This is a genomic window from Lentzea sp. NPDC020367 (assembly GCF_044387305.1).
In the GTDB taxonomy this organism is placed as follows: domain Bacteria; phylum Actinomycetota; class Actinomycetes; order Mycobacteriales; family Pseudonocardiaceae; genus Lentzea.
Window position 1 is genome coordinate 863,440 of sequence record NZ_JBIRVV010000004.1, and the last position, 24,223, is coordinate 887,662.

The following is a 24,223-nucleotide window of genomic DNA, read 5'->3' on the forward strand; positions in this document are numbered from 1 at the left end:
GGCTTGCGTGATTCAACACAGAGGCGGGCCTGTGCCATGCTCGGAGAGGTGTCGACCTTGAGCGTCATGTCGTTCAACCTGCGGTACGCCTCGGCCGCCGAGCCGAACTCGTGGGCGGTCCGGCGCCCGGTCATGGCCCAGCTGCTGCTCAACGAGCTGCCGGCCGTCCTCGGCACGCAGGAGGGTCTCTACGGGCAACTGCTCGACATCGCCCACGACCTGCCGGCCCACTACGACTGGATCGGCCTGGGCCGCGCGGGCGGCAGCCACGACGAGTTCATGGCGATCTTCTTCGACACCCTCCGCCTCGAACCGCTGGAGTTCGACCACCACTGGCTGTCCGCCACCCCGAACGTCGTGGGCTCCCGGTCGTGGGGCAACAACGTGATCCGCATGGTCACGTGGGTCCGGTTCGCGGATCGCCTGACCGGCAAGCAGTTCGTCGCCGTCAACACGCACTTCGACCACGAGTCGGCGAACTCCCGGCTGCGCAGCGCCGAGTTCGTCCGCGACCGGCTCCAGGCCCAGGCGCTGCCGGTCGTGCTGACCGGCGACTTCAACGACGTCCCCGGCTCACCGGCCTACGCCACGCTGACGTCCGTTCTGGCCGACTCGTGGCTCGCGGGCCCGCGGACCACCCCGGCGTACGGGACGTTCCACGGCTACGGCCCGCTCGTCCCGGACGGCCCGCGCATCGACTGGATCCTCACCCGCGGCGCCACCGTCGAGGCCGCCGCGATCAACACCTTCCAGCGAGATGGCCAGTTCCCGTCCGACCACCTCGCCGTCCAGGCACGCATCAGCCTCTAGGCGCCCACTCGGGCGGCAGATCGTGCGAACAGGTGGGTGCTCCGGCCGCACGCGCCTGCCGTTGCTCCAGGTACGGCCCGGCGATCTGGTCCCGGGCTAGCGGGGCCAACGCCGTGATCGCGTCGCCCGCGGCCAGCACCTGGCGCCGCATCCGTTCGTGATCCACGGCCTGGGAGCCGAACGACGGCGCCCAGAGCGTCCACGGCCCGGAGATCATCGCCATCGTCGGGATCAGGTGCGAGTGGAAGTGCGTGCCGATGCCGCCGAACGAGCACTGCGCCGGTACGCGGCCCGGCACCGGCAAGTCGCTGCCGGGCAGGACGAACGTGCGATCGACCGCGCGTCCCGCCAGCGCTGTCAGCGCGCTCTGCGTGAGCGTCGGACTGCCCGCGAACCAGCCGGACAGCTCGGCGAGGCCTGTTGGTCGCAGAGAACCGTTCAGCGGCAGGAATTCCCGCGTGCCGAGGTGTTCCAGCACGAACGCGAACGCGACGGAACCCGAGTCGTACTCGGCGTCGAGCGCGCGGGCCCGGAACTCGCTGCCCTCCGCCGGGCGGTGCAGGTGGCCGGTCGCGAAGACGAACTCGATCGTGCGCGGCCGGCAGCGCAATGGCAGGCGGGCGAAGTGCTCGGCCAGTGCCAGCAGCGCGACGGTGCCGTTCTCCTGCACCCAGCCCACGCCGTCGGTGTTGGTGTCGAGGACGATCCGCTCGCTGCTCAGGCCTGGGAGCGTGGCGATGAGCGAGCGCGTGACGGCCGGTTCGCGCCCGGCCAGGACGCCGATCGTCGTTCGCGTGCCCGGGACCAGGTGCACCGCCGCGTCGGAGCCGACGAACACGCCCGGCACGCGGTAGTGGGTGCCGAGGTGTGGGTCCCAGTAGCCCTTCACCTGCTCGTGCGGGAACGGGAAGGCGATGACGACCCCGGCGGCATCGGCCAGGCCCGCGTCGACCATGTCCTTGTTCAGCAGGGGTTCGGCGAGGTAGCCGCGGTCGAGGGCGGGGAAGTCGCGCAGGACGACCTTGCCGCGGGCGTTCGCGGCGGTGATCGGCGTGCCGGCGGGCAGGCGGACGAGCTCGCCGGAACGCAGACCGGGCTCGGAGTAGGGGATCGCGCCGGCGACCGGCACTAGGCCGCCCGAGAGCAGGAAACCGGGACCTGGCTTCCAGCGCTGGATCGCGAACGGCTCGGACCGCACGGCCACGCCCGGCAGCCGGTCCACGCGGCGTTCCAGCCAGGAGATCAGGCGGTTGTGGGCCGGGCTGCCGGTGGCGCGGACGCCGAACCCGGCGACGGTGGCGTTGAGAGCGCGCAGTTGGGCGGCGGAGGCGAACGTCCGGTCGTCGACGGTGGGGGAGCAGTCCGTCGAGGCGGTGGCCGGAGTGGTGAGTTGGAGGGCGAAAACCGTTACGACACCTATGAATGCGATGCATCTGGCGGGGTGCACGGGCTCACTGTGACCGGGGTGGGCAGCGCTCACAATCCGCTGTCCAGGTAACCAACTGAGACCTGTGTCAACCGTGAAGGGAAATGGTTTATACCAATTTCCGCTACGGTCCGCGAGATGCGCCTGAAATCGACGTTCGGCCGCGTCGCGGTGATCGCGTACGCGCTGCTGTTCACCCTCGGCTCGACAGCGGTCGCCAACGCCTCGCACGGCCGCGAGTGCGCCACCCCGTCCATCGACCGGTACCAGCAGTGGATCGCCAGTGGTGAAGGTGCCACGGAGCCCGCGACCGGCAGCATCCTCGTGCCCAAGGGGCGGCACGACCACACGGCGAAGATCAAGTTCCTGGCCGACGACTGGGCTGTCATGGTCGTGTGGCTGGGCAACAAGTTCGAGGCCCAGGCCGACCTGTCCCACTCGGCCGGTTTCTCGATGACCTACCGCGCCACCAGTGACCTCTACATCCAGCTGCGGCCCGCGTCGTTCTGGAGCGGCGGCGACAAGTGGGTCACCAAGGTGCCGTCCACCGGCGGCAGGCTCGTGAAGCGGTTCTTCAGCTTCAAGACAAAGGACTGGACATATCTGCCCGCGCTCGGCAAGCCGTCCTACCCGCTCGCCGAGGCCCTCGACGACGCCCGTGGCCTGGTGTTCGTCGGCAACACGAAGAACGACCTGGAGTTCCAGAGCCTGAAGATCGACGGCTACCGGCCACCCTGCGTTTACTGAGAACCGGTTACTGTCCCGGGACGTGAGAGCGCTCCCGGTCTTCCTGGTCACTGTCCTCACCGCCGCGCTGGCGACTCCCGCGAGTGCGGCGGTGAGAGACGACACGCGCTACGTCGACCCGCTGATCGGCTCGGCGGGCGGCGGCAACACCTATCCGGGCGCGGTGCGGCCGTTCGGGATGATCTCGTGGAGCCCGACGTCGACCCGCGGCGACCAGACGAACACGGGTGCTGCCAACGGTTACGCCTACGACGCGACGAGGGTGCGCGGTTTCAGCCTCACGCACGTCAACGGCGCGGGCTGCCATCCCGGCGCCGCGGGCGACATCCCGATCATGCCGCACGTCGGTGACATCACCTCGTCGCCGACCGCGGACACCAAGGACCAGATCTTCGCGAGCGACTTCTCCCACGCCGACGAGAAGGCCGAGGCCGGCCGCTACCGGGTGGGCCTGAAGTCCGGTGCCACGGCGGATCTGTCCGTGTCGACGCGCGCGGGCATCGGCGAGTTCACGTTTCCCGTCAACGGATCGCTGCTGTTCCGCACCTCGAACTCGCTCAACGGCAGCGAGGACGCCGACATCACGATCGACCCGGCGACGAACACTGTCTCGGGCTCGGTGCTGACCGGCGCGTTCTGCGGCCGGCGCGCGAACGGTGGCACGAACAACCAGAAGACCTACTACCGCCTGCACTTCACGGCGTCGTTCGACCGCCCGATCTCGGCCTACGGCACGTGGGTCAACAGCGAACTGCGGCCTGGCACGACGTCTGCCTCCGGCGGCGAGGGCTACCTGACCGGAAGCAACCGCGCGGGCAAGGGTTCCGGCGGGTACGTGTCCTTTGCGGACAGTTCCGTGCGGATGCGCGTGGGCATCTCGTACACCAGCCTGGACGCTGCTCGACGCAACCTCGCGACGGAGATCCCGAAGCGCGCGACCGTCGCCGACGTTGCGGCAGAAGCGAAGAAGGCCTGGGCGAAGCAGCTGCGCGCGGTCGAGGTCGACGGCGGTACCGCGGACGAGCGCACGATCTTCTACACCGCGCTCTACCACACCTTCCTGCAGCCCAACGTGATCAGCGACGCCGGTCAGGCGACCAGGTACGGCAACTTCTCCGGCTGGGACCAGTACCGCGCCCACACCCAGTTGCTGGCGCTGCTGGCACCGGACGTGGCGAGCGGCTACGCGCAGTCGTTGCTGGACATCTCCCGCGAGAACGGCGGTGTGTGGGACCGCTGGGTCCACATCACCGGCCCGACGCACGTCATGACCGGTGACCCGTCCGCCGCGGCCATCGCGGGCATGTACGCCATGGGCGCGCGGAACTTCGACGTGCGCGCGGCCTACGACTCACTGCTGCGCCAGGCCACCGTCCCGCACCCGGACGGCCTGTCCGACAAGGGCTGCCCCGGCCAGTGCGAGGGCCAGCGCCCGAACCTCGCCGAGTACCTGCGCCTCGGCTACGCCCCGCAGGACACGTGCCACTGTTGGGGCGGCGCCGCCGAGACCCTTGAAGACTCCGTCGCCGACCAGGCGCTCGCGGACCTGGGCCGCAGGCTCGGCCGTCCCAGCGAGGAGATGGAGAAGCGCGCGGGCTGGTGGCGCAACACGTTCAACCCGGACACGGGCTACCAGCAGGCCCGTCGCGCCGACGGCACCTGGGTGACGCCGTTCAACCCGGCCTCCGACCAGGGCTTCGCGCAGGGCAGCAGCGCCACCTACACGTGGATGGTGCCGCACGACGTGCAGGGCTTGGCCGAGGTCATGGGCGGCAACGACGCGGCCGTGACCAGGCTCGACGCGTTCTTCCACCGTGCGGACGGCTCGTGGGCGACCGGTGGCGACGCGCTGCGCTACGACCCGACGAACGAGCCGGGCATCCACACGCCGTGGATCTACAACGAGCTCGGCCAGCCGCGCAAGACCCAGGAGACCGTGCGCGCGATGGCCCGGCTGGTCTACAAGACCGGCCCGTCCGGCCTGCCCGGCAACGACGACCTGGGCACGATGTCCGCCTGGTACGTCTTCGCCGCTCTGGGCCTGTACCCGCGCACCCCGAGCAGCGCCGAGCTGCACGTGTCGAGCCCGATGTTCCCCAAGGCGCGGATCACCGCGAAGAACATCACGGTTCTCGCGCCGGGTGCGCCGGCCGTTCACGTGCAGGACGTGCGCTGGAACGGCCGCGAGGTGGAGCAGCCATGGCTGCCGGAGTCGTTCGTGCAGCGAGGCGGGGTGCTGCGGGTCGCCGTCGGCTAGACGGGCGAAATGCCTGCGACACAAGATCCAGACTCTGTTAGACAGCGATGGTGGGCCGACAACAACTCAGCGCCATCGCGCACACCGACCACCCGATATCCGCGCCGTTGAGCGACAGCACAGTGGCGCACCTCCTCGACCGGGCCATCCGCTCGCAGGACGATCACCTGCTCGACCTGGGCTGCGGCGACGGCACCTGGTTGCTACGCGCGCTGCAGGCGCACGACGGCGTAACGGCTGTCGGAGTCGACATCTCGGGTGAAGGCTTCGACCACGTCCTGGGCGAGGCGGCCAGGCTCGGTCTGGCCGATCGGCTGGAACTGCACCGCCAGGACGTCGCCGAGTACCGATCGACCAGGAAGGCGGACCTGGTGCTCAGCGTGGGGGCCGCCTACGCGTACGGCGGACTGCTCCCCACGTTGAACGCCGCCCGGGAACACCTCGCCGAAGACGGGATGCTCCTGCTCGGCGACTGCTTCTGGGAGCGCGAGCCCGACGCCGCCGTGCGCGCGCAACAGGAGAGCGGTCCGCAGAAGTACGCGGATCTCCCGACCACCGTGGCCCAGGTCGTCGCGGACGGGTGGACACCGGTCTACGGGTACAGCAGTACCCTCGCGGAGTGGGACGAGTACGAATGGTGCTGGACCGGCACCCTCGCCAACTGGGCCCTCGACAACCCCGAACACCCCGACCACGACCTCGCGCTCCAGGTGTCAGCGTCGCACCGCGCCAGCTGGCTGGGCGGCTACCGCGGATTTCTCGGGTTCGTCGTGCTCCTGCTGCGGCGCACGCCTCCACCGGCATCGACCGAGGTGTCCTGAGAGGAGCCGCTCGTGTTCGACGCAGGCCCTGGGCCGTGTCCTGCAAGTTCATTGGGCGGCACCGCCTCCGAGTCTCTCGCCCGCGCCTCTCACCGAACGAACTTGCAGGACACGACCTAGGCGGGGATGGGGCGCTCTGCCAGGGCCTGCGCCACGGCGTGCAGGTTGGCGGCCATCGTGCGACCGGTGTTCTCCGACCACTCGTGGCCCTCGTCGGTGTCGGCGTAGCTCGGGCCGGGCCCCGGACCGCGGTTCCAGTAGGTCCAGGCCTGGCCGGGGATGGTGTAGCCGATGTCGCCGAGGCCGCCGCAGATCTCGCTGATGACGTGGTGCGCGCCGTCCTCGTTGCCGGTCACCACCACTCCCGCGACCCGGTTGTAGGCGACCGGGTGGTCCTGGTCGTCGGTCTCGGAGATCATCGCGTCCATCCGCTCCAGCGCGCGCTGCGCGAGGGAGGAGGGGCGGCCGACCCACGTCGGGGTGGCGAACACCAGGATCTCGGCATCCAGCAGCAACCGGTGGACGTTCGGCCACTCGTCGCCGCCGCCGAGGTCGGTCACGACGCCCGGCGGGATCTCGTGGTCGGCCAGCCGGAACGACGTGACCTCGACGTCCTTCTTCGTCAGCTCGTCGATCACGACCTGGGCGAGCAGGTCCGTGTTGGACTCCTCCGGCGACTTCTTCAGGGTGCAGTTGAGCACCACGGCACGCATCGTCATGCCGTTCGGCTACCCGGTCGGGTGGGTGTGAACCGCCCTGCCCAGGGGTATTCGCCGGGCAAGGAGGTCGTGATGCCCGCAGGGTCGAACGCGAAACGTGAACGTCAGTACGAGCACATCAAGGACTCCGCCGAGGACCGCGGAGCGTCACCGAAGCGCGCGAAGGAGATCGCCGCCAGGACGGTCAACAAGAACCGCGCGCAGGCCGGCGAGTCCAGGACGGCCAGCAGATCGTCCATTGAGGACATGTCGCCGCAGAAGCGCGGCGGTCAGCGGTCGCACAAGGGCGCGCAGGGGCCGACGTACGACCAGCTCTACAACGAGGCGAAGCAGCGCAACGTCAAGGGCCGCTCCAAGATGACGAAGAAGGAACTCTCCAAGGCGCTCGGTCACTGACGTGTCGGAAGTGGACAAGGCCTCGGCGCTGACGATCCTCACCATGGAGCACAACACGCTGCAGATGATCCGCACGGCGACGATCACCGACGCGACCGGGCGGGCAGGACACCTGCTGACGACGATCTCCGCGTCGATGATCGCACTCGGGTTCGTCGCACAGGTCGTGCCGCTGACCGTGTTGCTGACCTTGCTGCTGGTCGTCTTCAGCGCGCTGTTCCTGATCGGTCTCGCCACGTTGTTCCGCACGGTCGAGCTCACCATCGAGGACGTGCGGGCCGGCCTGGGGATCAACCGCATCCGGCACGTCTACGGCGACCTCGAACCGTCCGTCAAGGACGTGTTCGTGCGTCAGATCCACGACGACGTCCTCGGCGTCGAGGCGGACGGAGGCCAGACCGGCTGGCGCAAGACGAGGCGGCCGCGGCTGATCGGCACCGCACTGGGTGTCGCCGGCCTCGTCAACCTCGTGAACGGACTCGTCGCCGGCGTGATCGCCGGCGCGACGTCAGGTCTGCTGGGTGCGGGCCTGGCCTGGTCGATCGTCATCAGCGCGGTCGTCGCCCTCGCCGTGATCAGTGCTTTCGGCGTGGCACTCGGCCGGATCGGACGGCGCGGTCTCGAGTCCACCACCACGCGCTATCCGAGGAACAACCCGAACTGAAGGAGAACCACCACCATGCAGTACGACGTCGTCGACCTCATCATGCAGGACCACCGCGAGGTGGAGCGCCTGTTCGACGAGCTGAAGAACCATCCGGAGAAACGCCCTCTGCTCACGCCGGTGATGTGCGGCCTGCTCGTCGCCCACAGCCGCGCGGAGGAGTCCGAGGTCTACCCGCCCGCCAAGGACGCAGGTGGGCAGGACGAGGTCGAGCACAGCCAGGAGGAGCACGCCGAGGCAGAGCTGCTGCTCGCCAAGCTCCTCGACTGCGAGTACGACTCGCCGAAGTACGAGAAGGCCCTGCAGGACGTCGTCGACTCCATCACCCACCACGTGGAGGAAGAGGAGAAGACGGTGCTGCCGGGCATGCGCAAGCGCCTGAGCGCGCAGCGCCGCTACGAGCTCGGCGAGGCGTTCGCGCGCAGCCGGGCCGACCACCTCGGTGAGCTGCCGGGCCAGGCCACCCGCGAGGAACTGCTCACCCAGGCGCAGAACCTCGGCGTCACCGGTGCGTCGAACATGACCAAGGAGCAGCTGCGCAAGGAACTGCAGAAGGCCGGTTCCTAGGCGTCGTCCGTTCGCACTGTCTGGATGTGCACGGTCCGGGCGCCGGTGTGTGCGTCCCGGCCGTGCCAGCAGCGGTAGTTGTCGAGGACCAGGAGTTCGCCCTCGTTCACCCTGAGTCTCGGCAACGTCCGCTGCACCCGTTCGACCTCGGTGTCGAAGCGGGCGAGCATTGCAGTGACGTGCTCAGCGGCGGGGTCGCGGTGCAGGGCCGCGACCCCGTCCGTGCGTCGCGTGATGCGCCTGCCCGCACGTGTGTACTCGATGTGACGGCCCACCCGCGGCGTCGCCGGTAGGCCTCGCGTGCCTGCCCACCGGCCGTACAGGTCCACATCGGACTCCCTCAGGAACGCCTTCAGCTCCGCGTCGAGCGAGTCGGTGAACTCGTGCGCGTCGAGGACGAAGGACTGACCTCCGTACGGGGCCTGGGAAGCGAGCAGCACCAGGACGTGGTCCTCGTCGGGATGCCTGCGCCGCACGGGTTTCCCCGCGATGTCGACGACCACGTCGAAGCTGTCCGCGTGCAACCCGACGACCTCGCCGTCCACCGAACGCCGCGTCCGGTACGGGAACAGCTCGCGCAACGACGTGCCGAAGAGCAGAGAAGCGGCCACGGGCAGCGATTCGGGGGAGTTCGGCAGGCCGGTCAGGATCACCGCGCCCGTCTCCGTCAACGTCCTGCGCGCGGCGGGATCGAGGACCTGCAGGCGGGGCACGATCATCGGCGCGGCCCGAAGTCGCGCGACGACGGCACCAGTGCGGCCAGCGCGGGCGCGGCGAAGCAGATCACCGCGCAGGCGGCCAGCACCACGGGCGCGCCGAACGTGGAGATCGCCGGTGCGATGAGCGCCAGGCCGATCGGCGCGAGGCCGTAGGACATCAGGAAGTCCAAAGAGGACACGCGAGCGAGCTTCGACGGCTCGACCTCGCGCTGGGTCGCGGTGAACCACGGCACGTTGAACAGTTCGATGCCCAGCCCCGCGACGGCGTAGGCGGCGATCACGACGAACGGGTGCACCGGCAGCAGCAGGCTCAGCGGCGCGAACCCGTACAGGGCGAGGCCGAACAGCGCGGTCCAGCCCGCGTGACGGGGTCGCCAGCGGGCGATGAGCAGGGCGCCGGCCAGCGCACCGAGCGTGTAGGCGGTCAACGCGCCCGCCAGCACCGCCTCGGTGTCGTAGCGGTCGCGGCTGACCAGGGGCAGCACCACGCCGGTCGCCGAGTAGCCGGTGGCGATCACCGCGGTCAGCGCGCCGAGCCCGGCCAGGAACCACGGGTGCCTGCGGGCCTCGCGGACGCCGTCCCAGAAGTCCGCCACGAAACCCGAACCGCCCGCTGAGGTGAGTCCGGTTCCGGCGGGCGGGACCAGGGCCGCGACGAGCCACAGCGCACCGATGCCGAGCAGCAGCACCTGCGTGTTCAGGACCAGGGCGAGCAACGCGGTCAGGCCCGGCGCCACCAACGTCGTCACCCGCACCGACAGGGTCATCGCGGCGTTGGCCTGCTGACGTTGGTCCGCCGCGACCACCTCGGCGGTCAGCGCCTGGAACGCCGGCCGGCACGCGCCCTGGCCCGCTCCCATCGCCACGGCCGCGACCGCCGCGAACACCAACGAGTCGCCCACGAAGGCAGCGAGCACGGGTGCGGCGAGAGCCGACACGAGACCTGACCACAGGACCACCTGGCGGCGCGCGTAGCGGTCGGCCAGAACGCCGCTGACCGGGACGGCGGCGAGGAAGCCCGCGGTGCGCGCGGCGAGCAGGACGCCCAGTTCCACGGCCGTCAGCGAACGCGAAAGCACGGCCAGACCCAGCACGAACGGCAGCGCCCAGGTGGCGATGCCCGATGCCGTCGTCGCGGTCCAGAGACGGAGAAAAGTGGTGCTGCGCAACACCGATGGGCTGCGCATTGTGTCGTGGGCCACGCGATCTACCTTCCGGCAGGGTTGCAATGAAAATGATTGTCGTTACAGTAGCGCACACCGTTCGAGTGAACTTTCTGGAGGATCCGATGTCTCACCCCGCCCGTCTCGGACTGGCGTTGGTCGCGGTGCTGGCCGCGGGCTGCGCCACACCGGGAGGCGCCCAGGCGCCGACGGCTCAGTCGGTGGTGGTGGACAGCTGCGGCAAGCAGCTCACGTTCACCGGCACGCCGCAGCGGGTGGTCACGCTGGACCAGAACTCGACGGAAACGTTGCTGGCGCTGGGAATGCAGGACCGGATGGCCGGCACCGCGAACGTCAAGACCAAGGTGTCGCCCCGGTTCGCCGACGCCTACGCGAAGATCCCGGTGCTGTCGCCGAAGATCCTCACCTCGGAACCGCTGCGGGCGGCCAACCCCGATGTCGTGGTGGCGTCGTTCAAGGAACTCTTCACCGCCGACCGCGCCGGAACGCGCGACGAGCTGGAAACCCTGGGCGTGCCCACGTTCGTGAGCGCGGTGAACTGCCCGGACGGCACGACCGCGCCGTTCGACCGGCTGTTCCGCGACTACGAGAACTTCGGGAAGATCTTCGGCATCACCGAGAAGGCGAACCAGCTCGCCGCCGAGCAGCGCGCGGCCGTCGCCGAAGTCCAAGCCGTCAAAAGGGATCCGGTGAAGGTGGTCTGGATCTACTCGGTCTTCAAGGGCGTTCCGTACGTGGCGGGCCGCGACGGCATGCCGAGTCAGATGAGCAAGATCGCCGGCGCGGTCAACGTGTTCGACGACCTGAACCAGGAGTGGCCGGAGGCGTCGTTCGAGGAGATCGCCCGGCGCGACCCGGACGTGATCGTGATCGGTGACCTGTCCGAGCGAGGCAATCCCGGCGACAAGGCGAGCGAGAAGCTCGCGATGATGCGCGAACACCCGGTCGTCTCGCAGCTCAAGGCGTTGCGGGAGAACAAGGTGATCGAGCTGCCCGGCATCGAGATGGACCCGTCCGTGCGCACGGTCGACGCGCTCAAGGCGTTCGGCGCGGGGCTCGACGAGATCGCCGGCCGTGGCTGACGCCGCTGTTCTCGACCCGGTCGTCCTGGAAACTCCGAAAACCCTTCAGCGCAAGAAGAACACGCTCGTGGTCGTGCTGAGCCTCGTCGTCCTCGTGGTGTCGATGGTGCTCGCCGTCCGCATCGGCGTGGGCGCGGGCTGGGCCGAGATCGGCCGGGCCGCGGGCGGGCGCCTCGGCCTGCCGGTCGTGCCGCTGCCTCGCCTGCTGGACTCGCTGATCTGGGACCTGAGGGTGCCGCGGGTGCTGCTCGCCGCGCTCGTCGGTGCGGCGCTGGCGGTGTGCGGCGCGGTGCTGCAGAGCGTCACGCGCAACTCGCTGGCCGACCCGTACCTGCTCGGGGTGTCGTCCGGCGCGTCGACGGGCGCGGTGGTCGTGGTGGTGCTGGGGTTCGCGGGCTCGCAGCTCGGGGTGACCGGTGGGGCGTTGATCGGCGCGCTGGTGGCGTTCGGGTTGCTGATGCTGCTGCTCCGGCGCACCGGCCTGGACTCGTCACGCGTCGTGCTCACCGGTGTGGTCGTGGGACAGCTGTTCGCCGCGCTCACCTCGTTGATCCTGCTGACCTCCGGGGACGCCGACAGCATCCGCGCCGTCACGAACTGGCTGCTGGGGTCGCTCGCGTCGGCCCGGTGGACGTCCGTGGTGGTGTGCGCGGTGATCCTGGCCGTCGGCCTGCTCGTGGTGTGGCTGTGCTCGGCCGCGCTGGACGGGTTCGCGTTCGGCACCGACACCGCGTCCTCGCTGGGCGTCGACGTGCGCACGACTCGGATCGTCCTGCTCGTCACGACCTCGGTGCTGACCGCCGTCGCGGTGGCCGCCGTGGGAGCGGTCGGGTTCGTCGGGCTGATCGTGCCGCACGGCGTCCGGTTCCTCGTCGGGCCGTTGCACCGCAAGCTCCTGCCGTTGTCGGCGGTCGTCGGCGCGGTGTTCCTGGTGTGGACGGACGCGCTGACCCGCGTGGTGTTCTCGCCGCTGGAGGTGCCGGTGGGTGTGTTCACCGCACTGCTCGGCGTGCCGCTCTTCCTGCTGGTGCTGCGCAGGCGGGGTGAGCTGTGAGGATCGAGGTGCGGAAGCTGAGCTGGGGCGTGCCGGGCAAGACCATCGTCAGGGACGTGAGCCTGGTGGTCGAGCCGGGGGAGACGATCGGGCTGATCGGGCCGAACGGCTCCGGCAAGTCGTCGCTGCTGCGGTGCATGGCCGGCCTTCGGACTCCTACCAGCGGCGATGTTCGTCACGACGGTGTGGAGATCACGTCGTGGTCCGCCCGTGAGCGAGCGCGCAGGCTGGCGTTCGTCGAGCAGACCGCCGACACCGACAGCGACCTGCGGGTGGCCGAGGTCGCGATGCTCGGCCGCACCGCGCACCGGTCGCGGTGGCGCGGCCCCGATGCCGAAGATCACGCGATTGTCGCCGCGGAGCTGGAGAAGCTCGACCTCACCGGGCTGGCGGACCGGCCCTGGAAGCAGCTCTCCGGTGGCGAACGTCAGCGCACCCATCTGGCGCGGGCGCTGGCGCAACGCACGTCCGGGCTGCTGCTGGACGAGCCCACCAACCACCTGGACGTCCGCCACCAGCTCGAGCTGATGGAACTGGCCGGGCGCACGCCGCAGACCGTCGTCGTGGCGCTGCACGACCTCGCGCTGGCCGCCCGCTACTGCGACCGGCTGGTCCTGATGCACGGCGGCACGGTCGTCGCCGACGGCCAGGCGGCCGACGTGCTGACCGCGCCGCTGCTGCGCGAGGTGTTCGACGTGGAAGCCGAGATCGGCCGCGACAGCCTGGGCCACCTGGCCGTGGGCTACCGCGAACCGGTCCGCTGAGAAGGGGGAAAGCGATGACCACAGTGGACGATCTGATCACCGGGGTGCTGGAGGGACGGCACGGTCCGGATCCGCGGGAGATCCCCGCCACCAGCGTGTTCTGGGTCCACCACGGAACCCGGCTGGCCGGCGGCGACACCACCTACCGCAACCAGTACGTGCTGGCCCGCGTCGGAACGGCGTTCGGTGCCTGCGCGTTCGCGGAAGGCGACGCCGACCCGGCGGTGTGCGCGAACTACTCCGGCGCTCCGGTCGCGCGGCTGCTCACCGAGGCCCCGGCCCCGGTGCGGATCGCAGCACTCGACGCCTACCTGGGCAGCGTCCGTCCACATCGGACGTCCGAAGCCGAACGGGTCGTGTTGCCGGTCGGCACACCCGAAGAACGGGCACGGGCGAGGGATGCCGCCGTAGCGGACCTGCTCGACGTCGAACCGGGCGCCAAGGTCGCGTTGATCGGCGTGGTGAACCCGTTGGTCGCGGCCATCCGGGAGCGCGGCGCCGAGTGCCTGCCGTGCGACCTCTCGTTGCGCACGACGCAGTGGGGCGACCCGGTCACCCCGGACATGCGGGACGTCCTCGGAGTCGCGGACGCCGTGGTGGCAACGGGAATGACGATCGGCAACGGCACGTTCGACGAGATCCTGCGCTCCTGCCGCGAACGCGACATCCCGCTGATCGTCTACGCCCAGACCGCGAGCGCCGTCGCCCGCCACTTCCTCGGCGAGGGGGTCACCGCCCTGTCCGCGGAACCGTTCCCGTTCTCGCAGTTCAGCGCCGACGAGTCCGCGCTGTACCGCTACCGAGCATGAGAGAAGACGTGGACCACCACATCGACCATCACATTGCTGACGCTCTCAGCCGCCCTGCCCTGGTGCGCCTCGACTCCCGCACCCTCTGCCTGCGCTTCGAGACCATGAAGGTCGCGTCCGCGCTCGAAGCCGTCCGGTACCTCCTCGAACGCGGCACCATCGCGCAGGGCGACACGCTGGTCGACAGCTCCAGCGGCATCTACGCGCACGCCCTGGCGTTGGCCTGCCACCGCTACGGCCTGCGTTGCCACATCGTCGCCTCGACGACGGTCGACAAGACGCTGCGCACCCAGTTGGAGATCCTCGGTGCCACGGTGGAACCCATGCCGCCGTCGAAGAGCCTGAAGCTGGACCAGAGCCTACGGGTGGCACGGGTGCGGGAGATCCTTCGCGATCATCCGCGGCACCACTGGATGCGGCAGTACCACGACGACGTCCACTACCGCGGCTACCGGCCGATCGCCGACCTCATCCGCGAGCACGCCGACTGCGACCACCTCAGCGTCGTGGGCGGGGTCGGCACCGGGGCGTCGACTGGTGCGCTGGCCACGTTCCTGCGCGAGACCGCTCCGACCGTCGAACTGGTCGGCGTGCAGCCGTTCGACAGCGTGACGTTCGGCAGCGAGCACGTGCACGACCCGGAGATCATCATCGCCGGGATCGGCAGCTCGATCCCGTTCGGCAACGTCGACCACACGCTCTACGACACCGTGCACTGGTTCGGCTTCGACGCGGCCCTGTCCGGCGGCGTCGCCCTCCTGCGGGAGCACGCGATCTTCGCCGGGCTGTCGGCGGGGGCGGCCTACCTGGCGGCGCGGTGGGAGCAGCGGCTGGATCCGGAACGGCACGTGGTCGTGCTCGCCCCGGACACCGGCCACCGCTACGTCGACGCCGCCTACTCCCGGCACGCGGAGGTGCCGGCGCCGGACGAGCTCCGGCCACGCCAGATCACCACGCTCACGGACATGGACCTGCCGTGGTCGCGGATGCACTGGAACCGGGCGGAGGCGCCGCCGAACGCGGTCACTCAGCCGGTCGCGGTGGCTTCCTGAAGAACGCCGCCACCCGCTGACCCAGGTTCCGCTGGGGACCTCGGCTCAGCAGGCGAGCCAGGTCCGGATCGGAGGCGTGCAGCCACCGTTCGATGTCACTGAGCCGCTGCTGTTCCTGAGCACTGAGCATGCCCGCTCCCCAGGTCGGTCCGGCCTGTCGAAACGTGCGTGTACCCAGCTGCTCAGGGGTTCAAACCGGTTTCGGTGACGGCGGCAGCGGATCGGGATCCGGGCCGGGAGGGCGCAACGGATCGGGGTCGGGTCCTGGCGGCGACGGCTGGTCGGGACCGGTCGGTCGCGGCTGGTCAGGACCCGGCGTGGTCGGCACGGGCTGCGCCGGCGGAATCGGTTGGCTCATGACCGGGGGTACCCGCTGCTCAAACCCCGCCCACTCGATTCCCGCCCGACTCGAATTAAGTTCGTTTCCGCTAATGAGGCGCCCTGCCTGGCCGACAATCCGTCCAGATTCTGTTTGGATCCGGCAGAACGGGGCGGGGACTTGACGCTGTCCAGAGCGGCACAGGGGTGGTTCCACGGTTCCGAGCAGACGCGCGGTCTGCAGTTCAGCGGGGTGATCGAGCTTCTGCGGCTGCTCGACCGGCTGTCCGCCCGTCCGCGCTGGCCGTCCCGCGACGTGCCGCTGCCGATCGTGCACCTGCGCCGGCCGCCCGGTGCGAAGAGCCCGCTCGAGGCACTGGCGAACCGGCCTGCTGACACGCGGGGGCGCCGGGTTCCGTACGCGCTCGTCAACGGCGCCGCGGAGTCCCGGCGCAGGCTGCTCGACGACGTGGTCGGGCAGCTCGCGAGCGAGGTGCGGGGCGTGGCGCGGTTGCGCTTCCCGCGGTTCGCGCTCGTCGGGTGGCTGCTCGACCTGACGCTGCCCGCCGGGGTCGAGGCGGAGGAGGAGGAACGGGAGATCGCCCGGGAGTTCCGGGTGCACCTGCAGCGGCGCCTGCGGGTGACGCGGGACGGGATGCAGGACCTCGCGCAGGACTTCCCCTGGTGGATCAGGCTGATCATCGGGGTGATGCCGCGCATCGGCCTGGCGTTGATGGCACTGCTGTGGCGCCCGGCGAAGTGGGTGGGCGAGCAGTCGCTGGGCGGCCGGTCGCGCCAGGGTCTCTACCGGCTCGCCCGCACGGTGGTGAAGGAACGCCTGGCAGAACACCACGAGGACGAGGTCGGCGACCTGCTCGTGCGCGCGCTGCTGGAGGACCTGCGGCGTTCGCACCGGCGCTGGACCCTGTGGGGGACGGGGCGGCGGCGTACGGGATGTCCGTGGCTGTTGCTCGACAACCACGACGGCGACTGCGCGGGACAGTGGCTGGTCGACTCGATCGGCCGCGCGCGCAGCGGCGTCCGGAGTGGACAGTCGTGGCGGGCGAACCCGTTGAGCCGGCCGGATCCGCTGCTCGTCGTCGCGGCGCAGGAGTCGGCAGACGTGCCGGCCACCCACGCCGCGGACGCGCTCGCCGGCCATCACGACTGGCTCCGGCAGCTGTCGCGGTCGGAGAACTGGGTGCTGGCGCTCGACACCGACGCCACCGAACCCGCGCGGGGCATCGTCGGCGCACTGTCCGAGTACCCGGCCCTGCGTCTGCGCAGAGCCCTCGCGGCGCCGCTCGTGCTCCTGCTGCTCGCCGGATCGCTGGTGGCCGTGCCGTTCCTCAACCACGGCAGGTGCGACGAGTGGTGGTCGCCGTCGTTGCGCTCGCCGCTGGAACGGGTCGGCACGGAGTGCATCGGGGTGTCGGCGGATCCGTTGCGGCACTTCGTTCCCGACTGGGTGCCGGAGGACATCCGGCCGGCGCTGCAGGACGTCTACGGCCGGATCATGGCCGAGAACCGCAAGGCGGCGCTGCGCCCGGACGCGATCACCATCGTGTTCCTCAGCGTGCTGACCCCGAGCACCGCCAACAGCTTCCACGCCCTGGTCGAGGAGCTGCGCGGGGTGTGGGTGGCGCAGAGGAACAGCGACGTGCCCATCAAGATGTTGCTGGCCAACGGTGGCGAAGGACCGGGCGGCCGCGGTCTGGCGTCCGGTGACGTCGCCGCGGACAAGATCGTCGAACTGGCGGCGCGCGACCGGAGCGTGGTCGCGGTGACCGGGTTGTCGATCAGCTCCGACACCGCCAAGTCCGTGGTGAAAAGCCTGGGCAGCAACGCCTTGCCGATCATCGGCACGCTGACCTCCGCCGACGACATGGCGACCATCAACGAGTACTACCACCAGGTCGGGCCCAACAACCTGCGCGAGTCGAAGGTCGCCGCCTACTACCTGCAGACCCGGCTGAGCGTGACGAACGTGGCGATCTTCTTCTCCGGCGACACCAGCGACCGGTACAGCCAGAACCTGGCCGAGGACGCCCGGCTCTCCTTCGCCGAACGCGGAATCGTGGTCAGCCAGTACAAGTCGTACCGGGTCGCGAACGACGACGAGGGCCTGGCACCGGCGAGCCTCGGCCAGGGCGCGTGCCCGGCGGACGCCACCCCCGGCTACGCGGTCTTCTACGCCGGCCGCGCCCAGTACCTGGCGGAGTTCCTGCGCGGCATGAACAGCAAGTGCCAGGGCAGCACGCCACCGGTGCTCGCGAGCGACTCGTCCACGCGGTTCATCCTGGAGGGGACCATGGCCCAGTTCCCCAACGTGCGGCTGGACTACGTGTCGTTCGCGAGTCCCACCGCGTGGACCGACTGCGCGAAGGTGCCGTTCTACAAGAACTACCTCGACGTGTTCCGCAAGACCTGCCAGACGCTGGGCGACGGGCGTTCCGCCGCCGCCTACGACGCCATGCAGGTGCTGGCGGAAGGGGTCCGGCAGGTGCGGCGGACCGATCCGGGCGCGCGGGTGCGCGAAGGCCTGCTCGCCGGGATCGGCAGCATCCGGCCGGACAACGCCATCCAGGGCGCCACCGGGACGATCGGGTTCGGCGCGAGCACGCGGCTGCCGGCGAACAAGGCCGTGCTGGTGTTGCAGGGCAACACGGACACGACCTCGACGCCTCGGCTGTTGTGCGGGGAACTGCCGTTCCGCGAGGACCTGGCGGCGGGGCTGGAACAGGACGGGGGATGCCCGCGCGATCCCCAGTAGGTCAGCGTTCCGGGCCCAGCACGGGCTTGACGTCGACGATCGGCGTGCCGTCGATGGCCTCCAGGTGCGCGACCCGCAGCTTGAGGCCGTCCACCGCGGTGATCCGCACGTGGTGCAGGCCGATCGGGTTCGGGCGGTCCGGCGACCGGGTCGAGAACACGCCCGTCTCCGGCCGGTCCTGATCGCTGCGGGGATGCACCGCCAGCACCGACCTGTCGGCGCGGTCGAGCCAGGTCAGGACCAGGACGTCCTGGCCGGCTTCCAGTTCCCGCATCGCCCGCGCGTACTCGGGCGCGAACACGAGCAAGGCCTCCGGCGCGCCCTCGTCGGCCTGCTTGGGCGCGGCGGTGCGGTCGAGGAGGGGCGATTCGACGTGGCCGATCGGCTGCAGCTTCATCAAGTCCCGCAGTAGGTCCGGTAGGTGGCACTGAAGTCCCGCGGCGCGGGATCGGCGAAGTATTCCAGGCCGGGTCGTTCGCCGTACGGGGAGGTAACCGCTTTCAGCAGACGGTCGAACGGATCCATGTCACCGTCCGCCCCGGCCGCCAGCGCCTCCTCCACGAGGTGGTTGCGCGGGACGTAGACGGGGTTGGCGCGGTTCATCACGTCGGCGTCCGGTGCCATCGCGCGCCAGCGGGCGAGCCAGGCGTCGATGGCCGCGAGGTCCAGGAACAAGGAGCGGGCGGGTTCCGCGTCGCCGCGAGCGGCCTTGCCGAGCAGGTGGAAGAACGACGTGAAGTCGACGTGGTTCTCGTGCATCAACGCGAGCAGGTCCTGCAGCAGCGGCTTCACGTCACCGGACACCCCGAGCTTCGCCCGCATGTCGCCGATCCAGGTCTCCTCGAAGTGCGCGTCGAACGTGCGCAGCGTCGCGAGGGCCAGCGAGACGGCCTCGTCCTCGTTCTCGGCGAACAGCGGCAGGAGGGCCTCGGCGAGGCGGGCCAGGTTCCACTCGGCGATGATCGGCTGGTTGCCGTAGGCGTATCGGCCGCGTTCGTCGATCGAGCTGTACTTCGTCGTCGGGTCGTAGGCCTCCATGAACGCGCACGGGCCGTAGTCGATCGTCTCGCCGGAGATCGTCATGTTGTCGGTGTTCATCACGCCGTGGATGAAGCCGACCAGCATCCACCGGGCGACGAGGGACGCCTGGGCGGCGACCACCTGCGAGAACAGCTCCAGGTACGTGCTGCCGGGATAGTGGCGGGCGATCGCGTGGTCGGCGAGGCGGCGCAGCAGTTCCAGGTCGCCGGTGTTGCGGGCGTACTGGAAGCTGCCGACGCGCAGGTGCGACGAGGCGACCCTGGCGAGGACGGCGCCGGCCAGCGGCTCCTCGCGCTGGACCACGTGCCCGGTCGACACGACGGCCAGCGCACGGGTCGTGGGGATGCCGAGCGCGTGCATTGCCTCGCTGATGACGTACTCGCGCAGCATCGGGCCGACGGCCGCCAGCCCGTCGCCACCGCGGGCGAACGGCGTGCGGCCGGAGCCCTTGAGGTGGAGGTCGCGGAGCCGGCCGTCCGCGTCGGTCAGCTCGCCGAGCAGCAGCGCGCGGCCGTCGCCGAGCCGGGGGGAGTAGCCGCCGAACTGGTGACCGGCATAGGCCTGGGCGACGCCACGACCGCTCACCAGGAACGGCAGATCGTCCGCGCGCAGCCGGCTGGGGTCGAGGCCGAGCTCCTTCGCGAGTGGCTCGTTGAGGGCCAGGAGTTCCGGTTCGGCGACCGGGACGGCCTCCCACGAGACCGCCATCTCCGGCACCGCGTCGGCGAAGTCGCTGCTCAGGCTGATGTTCACGCCCCCAACGGTACCGGGTGCGCTCCCCGGCGAGTGTGATCGCGCTCTCACCTCGAACTCGGCTGAACCGATCCGAGGGGCCGTACGTGATTGGGGGTGAACAGGTTGGCGAAAGTCCACTCAGGAATGAGAAAAACAATGCGTCGCAAGCAAGTTGGGTTCGCTGCTGCCCTTTTCGCGGTCGGTGTCATCGCACTGACGGCGTGCGGTCAGGGTGCCGCGCAGTCCGGATCTGCTTCCCCTGCAACGGAAAAGGCCCAGGAGACGCAGGCCGCCGCCGAACAGTCCGATGTGGACTTCCTGCGCGGATCGGCGAATTCCAACAAGGCAGACCAGAACACCGGCGACCGCGCCCCGGCGACCGCTTCTCCCGAGGTGAAGCAGAAGTGGGTCGAGCTGCGCGTCGCCAACGCCGGTGGCCTGGAGCCCGCCGTCGTCAACGGCAAGGGACTCTCGGTCTACTGGTTCAGCGACGACCCGGTGAAGGGCGGGGTGTCCAACTGCAACGGTGACTGCGCCAAGACGTGGCCGCCCATCACGGTCACCAAGGGCACCAAGCTCTTCTTCCCCGGCATCAAGCGGGAGAACATCGGGTTCATCAAGCGCCAGGACGGCGCCACCCAGGTGACGATCGGCGGTCGCCCGATCTACCTGTTCAGCAAGGACGAGAAGGCCGGTGACATCAAGGGCCAGAACGTCGGCAACAAGTGGTTCGTGATCAACCCCGAGGGCAAGCGCGCCGTCGCCCCGGCCGAGGCTCCCGCCACCCAGCCCGCCCCGCCCGCTCCCGGCGCCAAGCCCGCGAGCTCCGTGACCTTCTTCACCGGCAAGAACTTCGACGACTTCAGCGGCGACAACTTCGCGACCGGCGTCAAGGTCGAGTCCAAGTGCGCCGACCTGCGCGGTGGCTTCAAGTCGCTCACCACGGACGGCGCCGTGAAGATCTGGTCCGAGCCGGGCTGCAAGGGCAAGTCCGCCGTCGTGACCGACGACGTCGCGGACACCGCTCCGCTCGGGTTCCCGGACGGCGTGAAGTCCTACATCCGCGCATGACCCCTATCGAGTGAACGCCCAGGCCGCCGGAGCACCCCAGCTCAGGCGGCCTTTCGGGCTCGCTACGCTCCCTGCATGCGCTACTCCGCCATTGCGCTGGCTTTCCTCCTGCTCGGGTGCAGCACCGGGACTTCGTCCCTGCCCACGATCACCCCCGCCGTGCCCTCGGTCACCGGTTCGCCGCTGCCCGACCTGCAGCCCCGGCTCGACGCGATCGGCGTCCTGCTCACGGACTGCGCGGCACGTTTGCGAGGAGAGCCCGTCGCCCCGGCCGACAACTGCACGCACGTCATGCCCGACGTGACAGGCGTGATCGACGAGGTCGAGAAGCAGTCGGCCAAGCTCCCGCCCGCCGGTCAGACGGCCCTCGCCGAGGTGCGCCGCCAACTCGCCGCGATCGCGCCGTGCGAGCCGTGGTTCGCGGCCGGTGGGGTGAGCGCGGACGGGCAGCTCGACGCCGCGTGCAAGAAGGCGTGGGACGCGCTCTTCGACGGGTACAGCGCCGTGCGCAACTCCGCCTAGGCCGGGTCGCTGAACGAGATCGGTTTGCCGGTGGCGCGGGCGTAGGCGATCTCCCTGCGCGTGGAATCGCCGACGTACCCGCCGGGGTTGACGACCAGCACCCGGTCGGCCAGGTCGATCTTGCGCAGGTGGAGGGCGTCCAGCGCGGCCTTCTGCTCGTCGGTGACCAACTCGTCCGCCTCGCCCGGCGCGACGACGATGACACCGGCGAAGGTCAGATCACGGTTCGCCGCACGCATCTCGGCGGCGAACCGGGCAGAGCCGCAGATGCAGACGATCTCGGGCCGATCGGGCACGGCTCAGTCCGGTTCCACTGTGGACAGGACGAAGCGGGCCGTCAGCTCGTTCGAGATCTCGTAGTGGCGCACCAGGAATGTGCGCTCGTCGAGCTTCTTGCGCCGCAGCCAGCCCGTCACCTCGGCGTTGGACTTGCTGGCGTTGCACGATCCGCACGCGGGTACGACGTTGCCGAGCGTGTAGCGGCCGCCGCGGGAGAGGGCCTGCACGCAGTCCTTCTGCAACGAGGCGGCGGGAGCGGTGCAGTAGGCGCAGCCGCCCCACGCCGTCTTGAGGGCGTCCCACTGCTCGTCGGTGAGGTCGTTGATGACGCGGGCCATGCGCTTCTTGCGCTTGCGCGCGGCGCGAACCTGTTTGCTACCGCCGGTCGGCACGATCGGTGAGACTACGCGTCGCGATGGTCAACAGGTCGGAGGCGGGGCCCCGGGGTGTCCGCCCGGACGGCCAGACCGCCCTCAGCGCGCGGTGCAGGTCCACGCCGGCGACCTCGACCCGGACGAGCGTGCGGGCGGCGATGTCGGCGGCCACGGTGTGGACGCTCAGCACGGCGGGGCCGATGCCGCCGATCGCGGCCGCCTTGATCGCCGTGGTCGACGACATGTCGAGCAACGGCCCGGCGGACTCGGTGACGCCCGTGGCCTTCAGCGCGTGCTCCCAGGCCTGCCGCGTGCCCGAACCGGACTCCCTGCTGACCAGTGGCGTCGCGGCGGCCTTGGCGGCGGTGACGCGGCGGCGCCGGGCCCAGGGGTGACCGGGAGCGACGACGAGCACGAGCTCGTCCTTCGCGACCACGCGGCTGGCCAGGCCCGCCGGCACGTCGGTGCTCTCGATGAACCCCAGGTCGGCCTTCTGGGCCAGCACCTGCTCGGCGACGTGCACCGAGTTGCCCGCCGACAGCACGGTCGCGGTGTCCGGGCTGACGGACCGCAGCGCGATCAGCCACGCGGGCAGCAGGTACTCGGCCACGGTGAGGCTCGCGGCGATCCTGAGGTGGCTCTGCCGGTCCGCGCGCAGGCTGGTGATGCCGGCGTCGAGGTCGGCCGCCCGTTCCAGCACCTGGGCGGCCCACCCGGCGACCAGCTGGCCCGCCGTGGTCAGCCGGGCGCCGCGCGAGGTGCGCTCGAGCAACGTGACGCCGACGCGGGCCTCGAGCGTCCTGAGCCGTTCGCTGGCGCTGGGCTGGGACATGCCGTGCGCCTGGGCCGCGCGGCCGATGCTGCCCAGCTCGGCGACGCTGCGCAGCAGGTCGAAGCTGGTCAGGTCGGTGACCCTGGACGGCAGAGGCATAGGAGCAGCCTATGCCCACCTCGGCGATTGGTGCCTACCGAGGCGGGCGCGGCGCGGGGATTGTCATGTCGTGACCGCTCTCGCACCTCAACACACCGTGCCCGTCGGGGTGCGACGAGCGGCACCATTCGGCCCGAACCTCTTCGCCTCGGTGATGGGGACGGGGATCGTCGCCACGGCCGGCGCCTCGATGCCCGGCCTGCGCACCGCCGCCACGTACGTGTGGGCGTTCGACGCCGTGCTGCTGGTCTTCCTCGTGGCCGCCGCCGTGACCCGCTGGACGTGGTCGACGGTGCGGGCGCAGCTCGCCGACCCCGTCATGGCCCAGTTCTGGGGCGCGCCGCCGATGGCGTTGATGACCGTCGGCACGGGCGCGTTGCTGCTCGGCTCCGACTGGATCGGGCTGCCGGCCGCGCTGGCGCTCGACTGGACACTGTGGACGGCCGGCACGCTGCTCGGACTGGCGACCTCCGTGCTGGTGCCGTTGCGGATGATCGGCAGCGGCGAGCGCGCGTTCGCCGGCTGGCTGATGCCCGTGGTGCCGCCGATGGTGTCCGCCGCCTCCGGAGCCCTGCTGGCGCAGCACCTGCCGGAGGGGTCGTCGCGGCAGGCCATGGTCCTCGGCTGCTACGCGCTGTTCGGCGTCAGCCTGTTCGCGACGATGGTGATCGTGCCGCAGATCTGGCAGCGGCTGGTGCAGCACGGGCTGGGCGCCGCCTCGACCGTGCCGACGCTGTGGATCGTGCTCGGGCCGCTGGGCCAGTCGATCACCGCCGCCAACCTGCTCGCCGGTGTGCCCGTGCTGCCGGGTCAGGCCGCGTTCGGGGTGCTCTACGGCACGATCACGTGGGGGTTCGCCCTGCTGTGGGTGGCGCTCGCGGCGGCCGTCACCGTGCGGACCGCGCGGCGCGGGCTGCCGTTCGCGTTGACGTGGTGGAGTTTCGTGTTCCCGCTCGGCACCCTGGTGACCGGGACGAGCGCGCTCGCGGTCCGGGTTCCCTCGGCGGTGTTGTCCGGGTTTTCCGTTGTGCTGTACGGAGTGCTGGTGGTCGCGTGGGTCACAGTGGCCGCCCGCACGCTGCTGCACCGGTGGACGTAGACTGCCGTC

General features: G+C 70.3%; 26 protein-coding genes. 16 read left to right on the forward strand and 10 right to left on the reverse strand.

The genetic code is table 11. The features are described 5' to 3' along the window. The first annotated feature begins 48 nt into the window (after positions 1-48). Positions 49-810 carry an endonuclease/exonuclease/phosphatase family protein gene (locus tag ACH413_RS21480; protein ID WP_360035242.1) on the forward strand — a complete coding sequence of 254 codons (762 nt, stop codon included), beginning with the start codon at positions 49-51 and terminating at the stop codon, positions 808-810. On the opposite strand, the gene ACH413_RS21485 is transcribed toward ACH413_RS21480, so the two are convergent. After that, positions 800-2,257 (reverse strand): hypothetical protein, encoded by a 1,458-nt coding sequence (locus tag ACH413_RS21485; RefSeq protein ID WP_360035239.1) that lies wholly within the window; start codon positions 2,255-2,257, stop codon positions 800-802. The genes ACH413_RS21480 and ACH413_RS21485 overlap by 11 nt on opposite strands. A gap of 117 nt (positions 2,258-2,374) precedes the next feature. Here ACH413_RS21485 and ACH413_RS21490 point away from each other — a divergent pair, with 117 nt between their 5' ends. Genes ACH413_RS21490 through ACH413_RS21500 form a run of 3 tightly spaced genes read left to right on the forward strand, consistent with a single transcriptional unit; the run spans position 2,375 to position 6,061 of the window. Continuing rightward, positions 2,375-2,983, forward strand: a complete 609-nt coding sequence (locus ACH413_RS21490) for a hypothetical protein (RefSeq protein WP_360035236.1) — start codon at positions 2,375-2,377, stop codon at positions 2,981-2,983. 22 nt (positions 2,984-3,005) lie between these two features. Beyond that, positions 3,006-5,240, forward strand: coding sequence for a GH92 family glycosyl hydrolase (locus tag ACH413_RS21495; RefSeq protein WP_360035233.1), 2,235 nt, complete (start codon positions 3,006-3,008; stop codon positions 5,238-5,240). A 50-nt stretch (positions 5,241-5,290) separates the two neighbouring features. Next, positions 5,291-6,061: an SAM-dependent methyltransferase gene (locus tag ACH413_RS21500; RefSeq protein WP_396425098.1), complete on the forward strand. Its 771-nt coding sequence runs from the start codon at positions 5,291-5,293 to the stop codon at positions 6,059-6,061. Between the two features lie 116 nt (positions 6,062-6,177). On the opposite strand, the gene ACH413_RS21505 is transcribed toward ACH413_RS21500, so the two are convergent. Beyond that, positions 6,178-6,780 carry an NAD(P)H-dependent oxidoreductase gene (locus tag ACH413_RS21505; RefSeq protein WP_360035227.1) on the reverse strand — a complete coding sequence of 201 codons (603 nt, stop codon included), beginning with the start codon at positions 6,778-6,780 and terminating at the stop codon, positions 6,178-6,180. Positions 6,781-6,852: 72 nt separating this feature from the next. On the opposite strand from ACH413_RS21505, the gene ACH413_RS21510 reads away from it, so the two are divergent. Genes ACH413_RS21510 through ACH413_RS21520 form a run of 3 tightly spaced genes read left to right on the forward strand, consistent with a single transcriptional unit; the run spans position 6,853 to position 8,407 of the window. Next, positions 6,853-7,176 carry a plasmid stabilization protein gene (locus tag ACH413_RS21510; protein ID WP_360035224.1) on the forward strand — a complete coding sequence of 108 codons (324 nt, stop codon included), beginning with the start codon at positions 6,853-6,855 and terminating at the stop codon, positions 7,174-7,176. Position 7,177: 1 nt separating this feature from the next. Next, positions 7,178-7,840 carry a hypothetical protein gene (locus ACH413_RS21515; protein ID WP_360035221.1) on the forward strand — a complete coding sequence of 221 codons (663 nt, stop codon included), beginning with the start codon at positions 7,178-7,180 and terminating at the stop codon, positions 7,838-7,840. A gap of 15 nt (positions 7,841-7,855) precedes the next feature. Next, complete coding sequence (locus tag ACH413_RS21520) at positions 7,856-8,407, forward strand: hemerythrin domain-containing protein (RefSeq protein WP_360035219.1); 552 nt, start codon at positions 7,856-7,858, stop codon at positions 8,405-8,407. Here the strand turns inward: ACH413_RS21520 and ACH413_RS21525 are convergent. Together ACH413_RS21525 and ACH413_RS21530 are read right to left on the reverse strand one after the other, a co-directional pair. Continuing rightward, positions 8,404-9,126, reverse strand: a complete 723-nt coding sequence (locus ACH413_RS21525; RefSeq protein WP_360035216.1) for a TauD/TfdA family dioxygenase — start codon at positions 9,124-9,126, stop codon at positions 8,404-8,406. The genes ACH413_RS21520 and ACH413_RS21525 overlap by 4 nt on opposite strands. Further along, on the reverse strand, positions 9,123-10,313 hold the full coding sequence (locus ACH413_RS21530) for an MFS transporter (protein ID WP_360036053.1): 1,191 nt from the start codon (positions 10,311-10,313) through the stop codon (positions 9,123-9,125). Before ACH413_RS21530 ends, ACH413_RS21525 begins: the two co-directional genes overlap by 4 nt. A gap of 101 nt (positions 10,314-10,414) precedes the next feature. On the opposite strand from ACH413_RS21530, the gene ACH413_RS21535 reads away from it, so the two are divergent. The 5 genes from ACH413_RS21535 to ACH413_RS21555 are packed head-to-tail and all read left to right on the forward strand — an operon-like array spanning position 10,415 to position 15,071. Continuing rightward, positions 10,415-11,392 carry an ABC transporter substrate-binding protein gene (locus ACH413_RS21535; RefSeq protein ID WP_360035214.1) on the forward strand — a complete coding sequence of 326 codons (978 nt, stop codon included), beginning with the start codon at positions 10,415-10,417 and terminating at the stop codon, positions 11,390-11,392. Further along, positions 11,385-12,446 carry an iron chelate uptake ABC transporter family permease subunit gene (locus ACH413_RS21540; protein ID WP_360035211.1) on the forward strand — a complete coding sequence of 354 codons (1,062 nt, stop codon included), beginning with the start codon at positions 11,385-11,387 and terminating at the stop codon, positions 12,444-12,446. The genes ACH413_RS21535 and ACH413_RS21540 overlap by 8 nt, the downstream gene beginning before the upstream one ends. Then, on the forward strand, positions 12,443-13,210 hold the full coding sequence (locus tag ACH413_RS21545) for an ABC transporter ATP-binding protein (RefSeq protein WP_360035209.1): 768 nt from the start codon (positions 12,443-12,445) through the stop codon (positions 13,208-13,210). Before ACH413_RS21540 ends, ACH413_RS21545 begins: the two co-directional genes overlap by 4 nt. 14 nt (positions 13,211-13,224) lie before the next feature. Next, on the forward strand, positions 13,225-14,019 hold the full coding sequence (locus ACH413_RS21550) for a Rossmann-like domain-containing protein (RefSeq protein ID WP_360035206.1): 795 nt from the start codon (positions 13,225-13,227) through the stop codon (positions 14,017-14,019). Next, a complete protein-coding gene (locus ACH413_RS21555; protein ID WP_360035203.1) occupies positions 14,016-15,071 on the forward strand; it encodes a pyridoxal-phosphate dependent enzyme in 1,056 nt (351 codons plus the stop codon). The genes ACH413_RS21550 and ACH413_RS21555 overlap by 4 nt, the downstream gene beginning before the upstream one ends. Here the strand turns inward: ACH413_RS21555 and ACH413_RS21560 are convergent. Then, positions 15,043-15,201 carry a DUF3040 domain-containing protein gene (locus ACH413_RS21560; RefSeq protein ID WP_360035200.1) on the reverse strand — a complete coding sequence of 53 codons (159 nt, stop codon included), beginning with the start codon at positions 15,199-15,201 and terminating at the stop codon, positions 15,043-15,045. The genes ACH413_RS21555 and ACH413_RS21560 overlap by 29 nt on opposite strands. A 369-nt stretch (positions 15,202-15,570) precedes the next feature. On the opposite strand from ACH413_RS21560, the gene ACH413_RS21565 reads away from it, so the two are divergent. Beyond that, the gene (locus ACH413_RS21565; protein ID WP_360035197.1) at positions 15,571-18,162 is read left to right on the forward strand and encodes a hypothetical protein; all 2,592 of its coding nucleotides are present in this window, start codon (positions 15,571-15,573) and stop codon (positions 18,160-18,162) included. Between the two features lies 1 nt (position 18,163). Here the strand turns inward: ACH413_RS21565 and tsaA are convergent, their stop codons facing one another. Continuing rightward, positions 18,164-18,559, reverse strand: coding sequence for a tRNA (N6-threonylcarbamoyladenosine(37)-N6)-methyltransferase TrmO (gene tsaA / locus ACH413_RS21570; RefSeq protein WP_360035194.1), 396 nt, complete (start codon positions 18,557-18,559; stop codon positions 18,164-18,166). Continuing rightward, the gene (locus ACH413_RS21575) at positions 18,559-19,956 is read right to left on the reverse strand and encodes a protein adenylyltransferase SelO (protein WP_360035192.1); all 1,398 of its coding nucleotides are present in this window, start codon (positions 19,954-19,956) and stop codon (positions 18,559-18,561) included. Before ACH413_RS21575 ends, tsaA begins: the two co-directional genes overlap by 1 nt. A 138-nt stretch (positions 19,957-20,094) precedes the next feature. Here ACH413_RS21575 and ACH413_RS21580 point away from each other — a divergent pair, with 138 nt between their 5' ends. Beyond that, a complete protein-coding gene (locus ACH413_RS21580; RefSeq protein WP_360035189.1) occupies positions 20,095-21,009 on the forward strand; it encodes a hypothetical protein in 915 nt (304 codons plus the stop codon). Between the two features lie 75 nt (positions 21,010-21,084). Beyond that, positions 21,085-21,531, forward strand: a complete 447-nt coding sequence (locus ACH413_RS21585) for a hypothetical protein (RefSeq protein ID WP_360035186.1) — start codon at positions 21,085-21,087, stop codon at positions 21,529-21,531. Here ACH413_RS21585 and ACH413_RS21590 read toward each other — a convergent pair. From ACH413_RS21590 to ACH413_RS21600, 3 genes are read right to left on the reverse strand one after another with little or no spacing between them, the layout of a single operon-like run. Continuing rightward, a complete protein-coding gene (locus ACH413_RS21590; protein WP_360035183.1) occupies positions 21,528-21,827 on the reverse strand; it encodes a hypothetical protein in 300 nt (99 codons plus the stop codon). The two genes, ACH413_RS21585 and ACH413_RS21590, sit on opposite strands and share 4 nt — an antisense overlap. A gap of 3 nt (positions 21,828-21,830) precedes the next feature. After that, complete coding sequence (locus ACH413_RS21595) at positions 21,831-22,202, reverse strand: HNH endonuclease (RefSeq protein ID WP_360035180.1); 372 nt, start codon at positions 22,200-22,202, stop codon at positions 21,831-21,833. Continuing rightward, positions 22,186-23,115 carry a LysR family transcriptional regulator gene (locus ACH413_RS21600; RefSeq protein ID WP_360035177.1) on the reverse strand — a complete coding sequence of 310 codons (930 nt, stop codon included), beginning with the start codon at positions 23,113-23,115 and terminating at the stop codon, positions 22,186-22,188. Before ACH413_RS21600 ends, ACH413_RS21595 begins: the two co-directional genes overlap by 17 nt. A gap of 70 nt (positions 23,116-23,185) precedes the next feature. Here ACH413_RS21600 and ACH413_RS21605 point away from each other — a divergent pair, with 70 nt between their 5' ends. After that, positions 23,186-24,214 carry a TDT family transporter gene (locus ACH413_RS21605; protein WP_360035175.1) on the forward strand — a complete coding sequence of 343 codons (1,029 nt, stop codon included), beginning with the start codon at positions 23,186-23,188 and terminating at the stop codon, positions 24,212-24,214. The last annotated feature ends 9 nt before the right edge of the window (positions 24,215-24,223 follow it).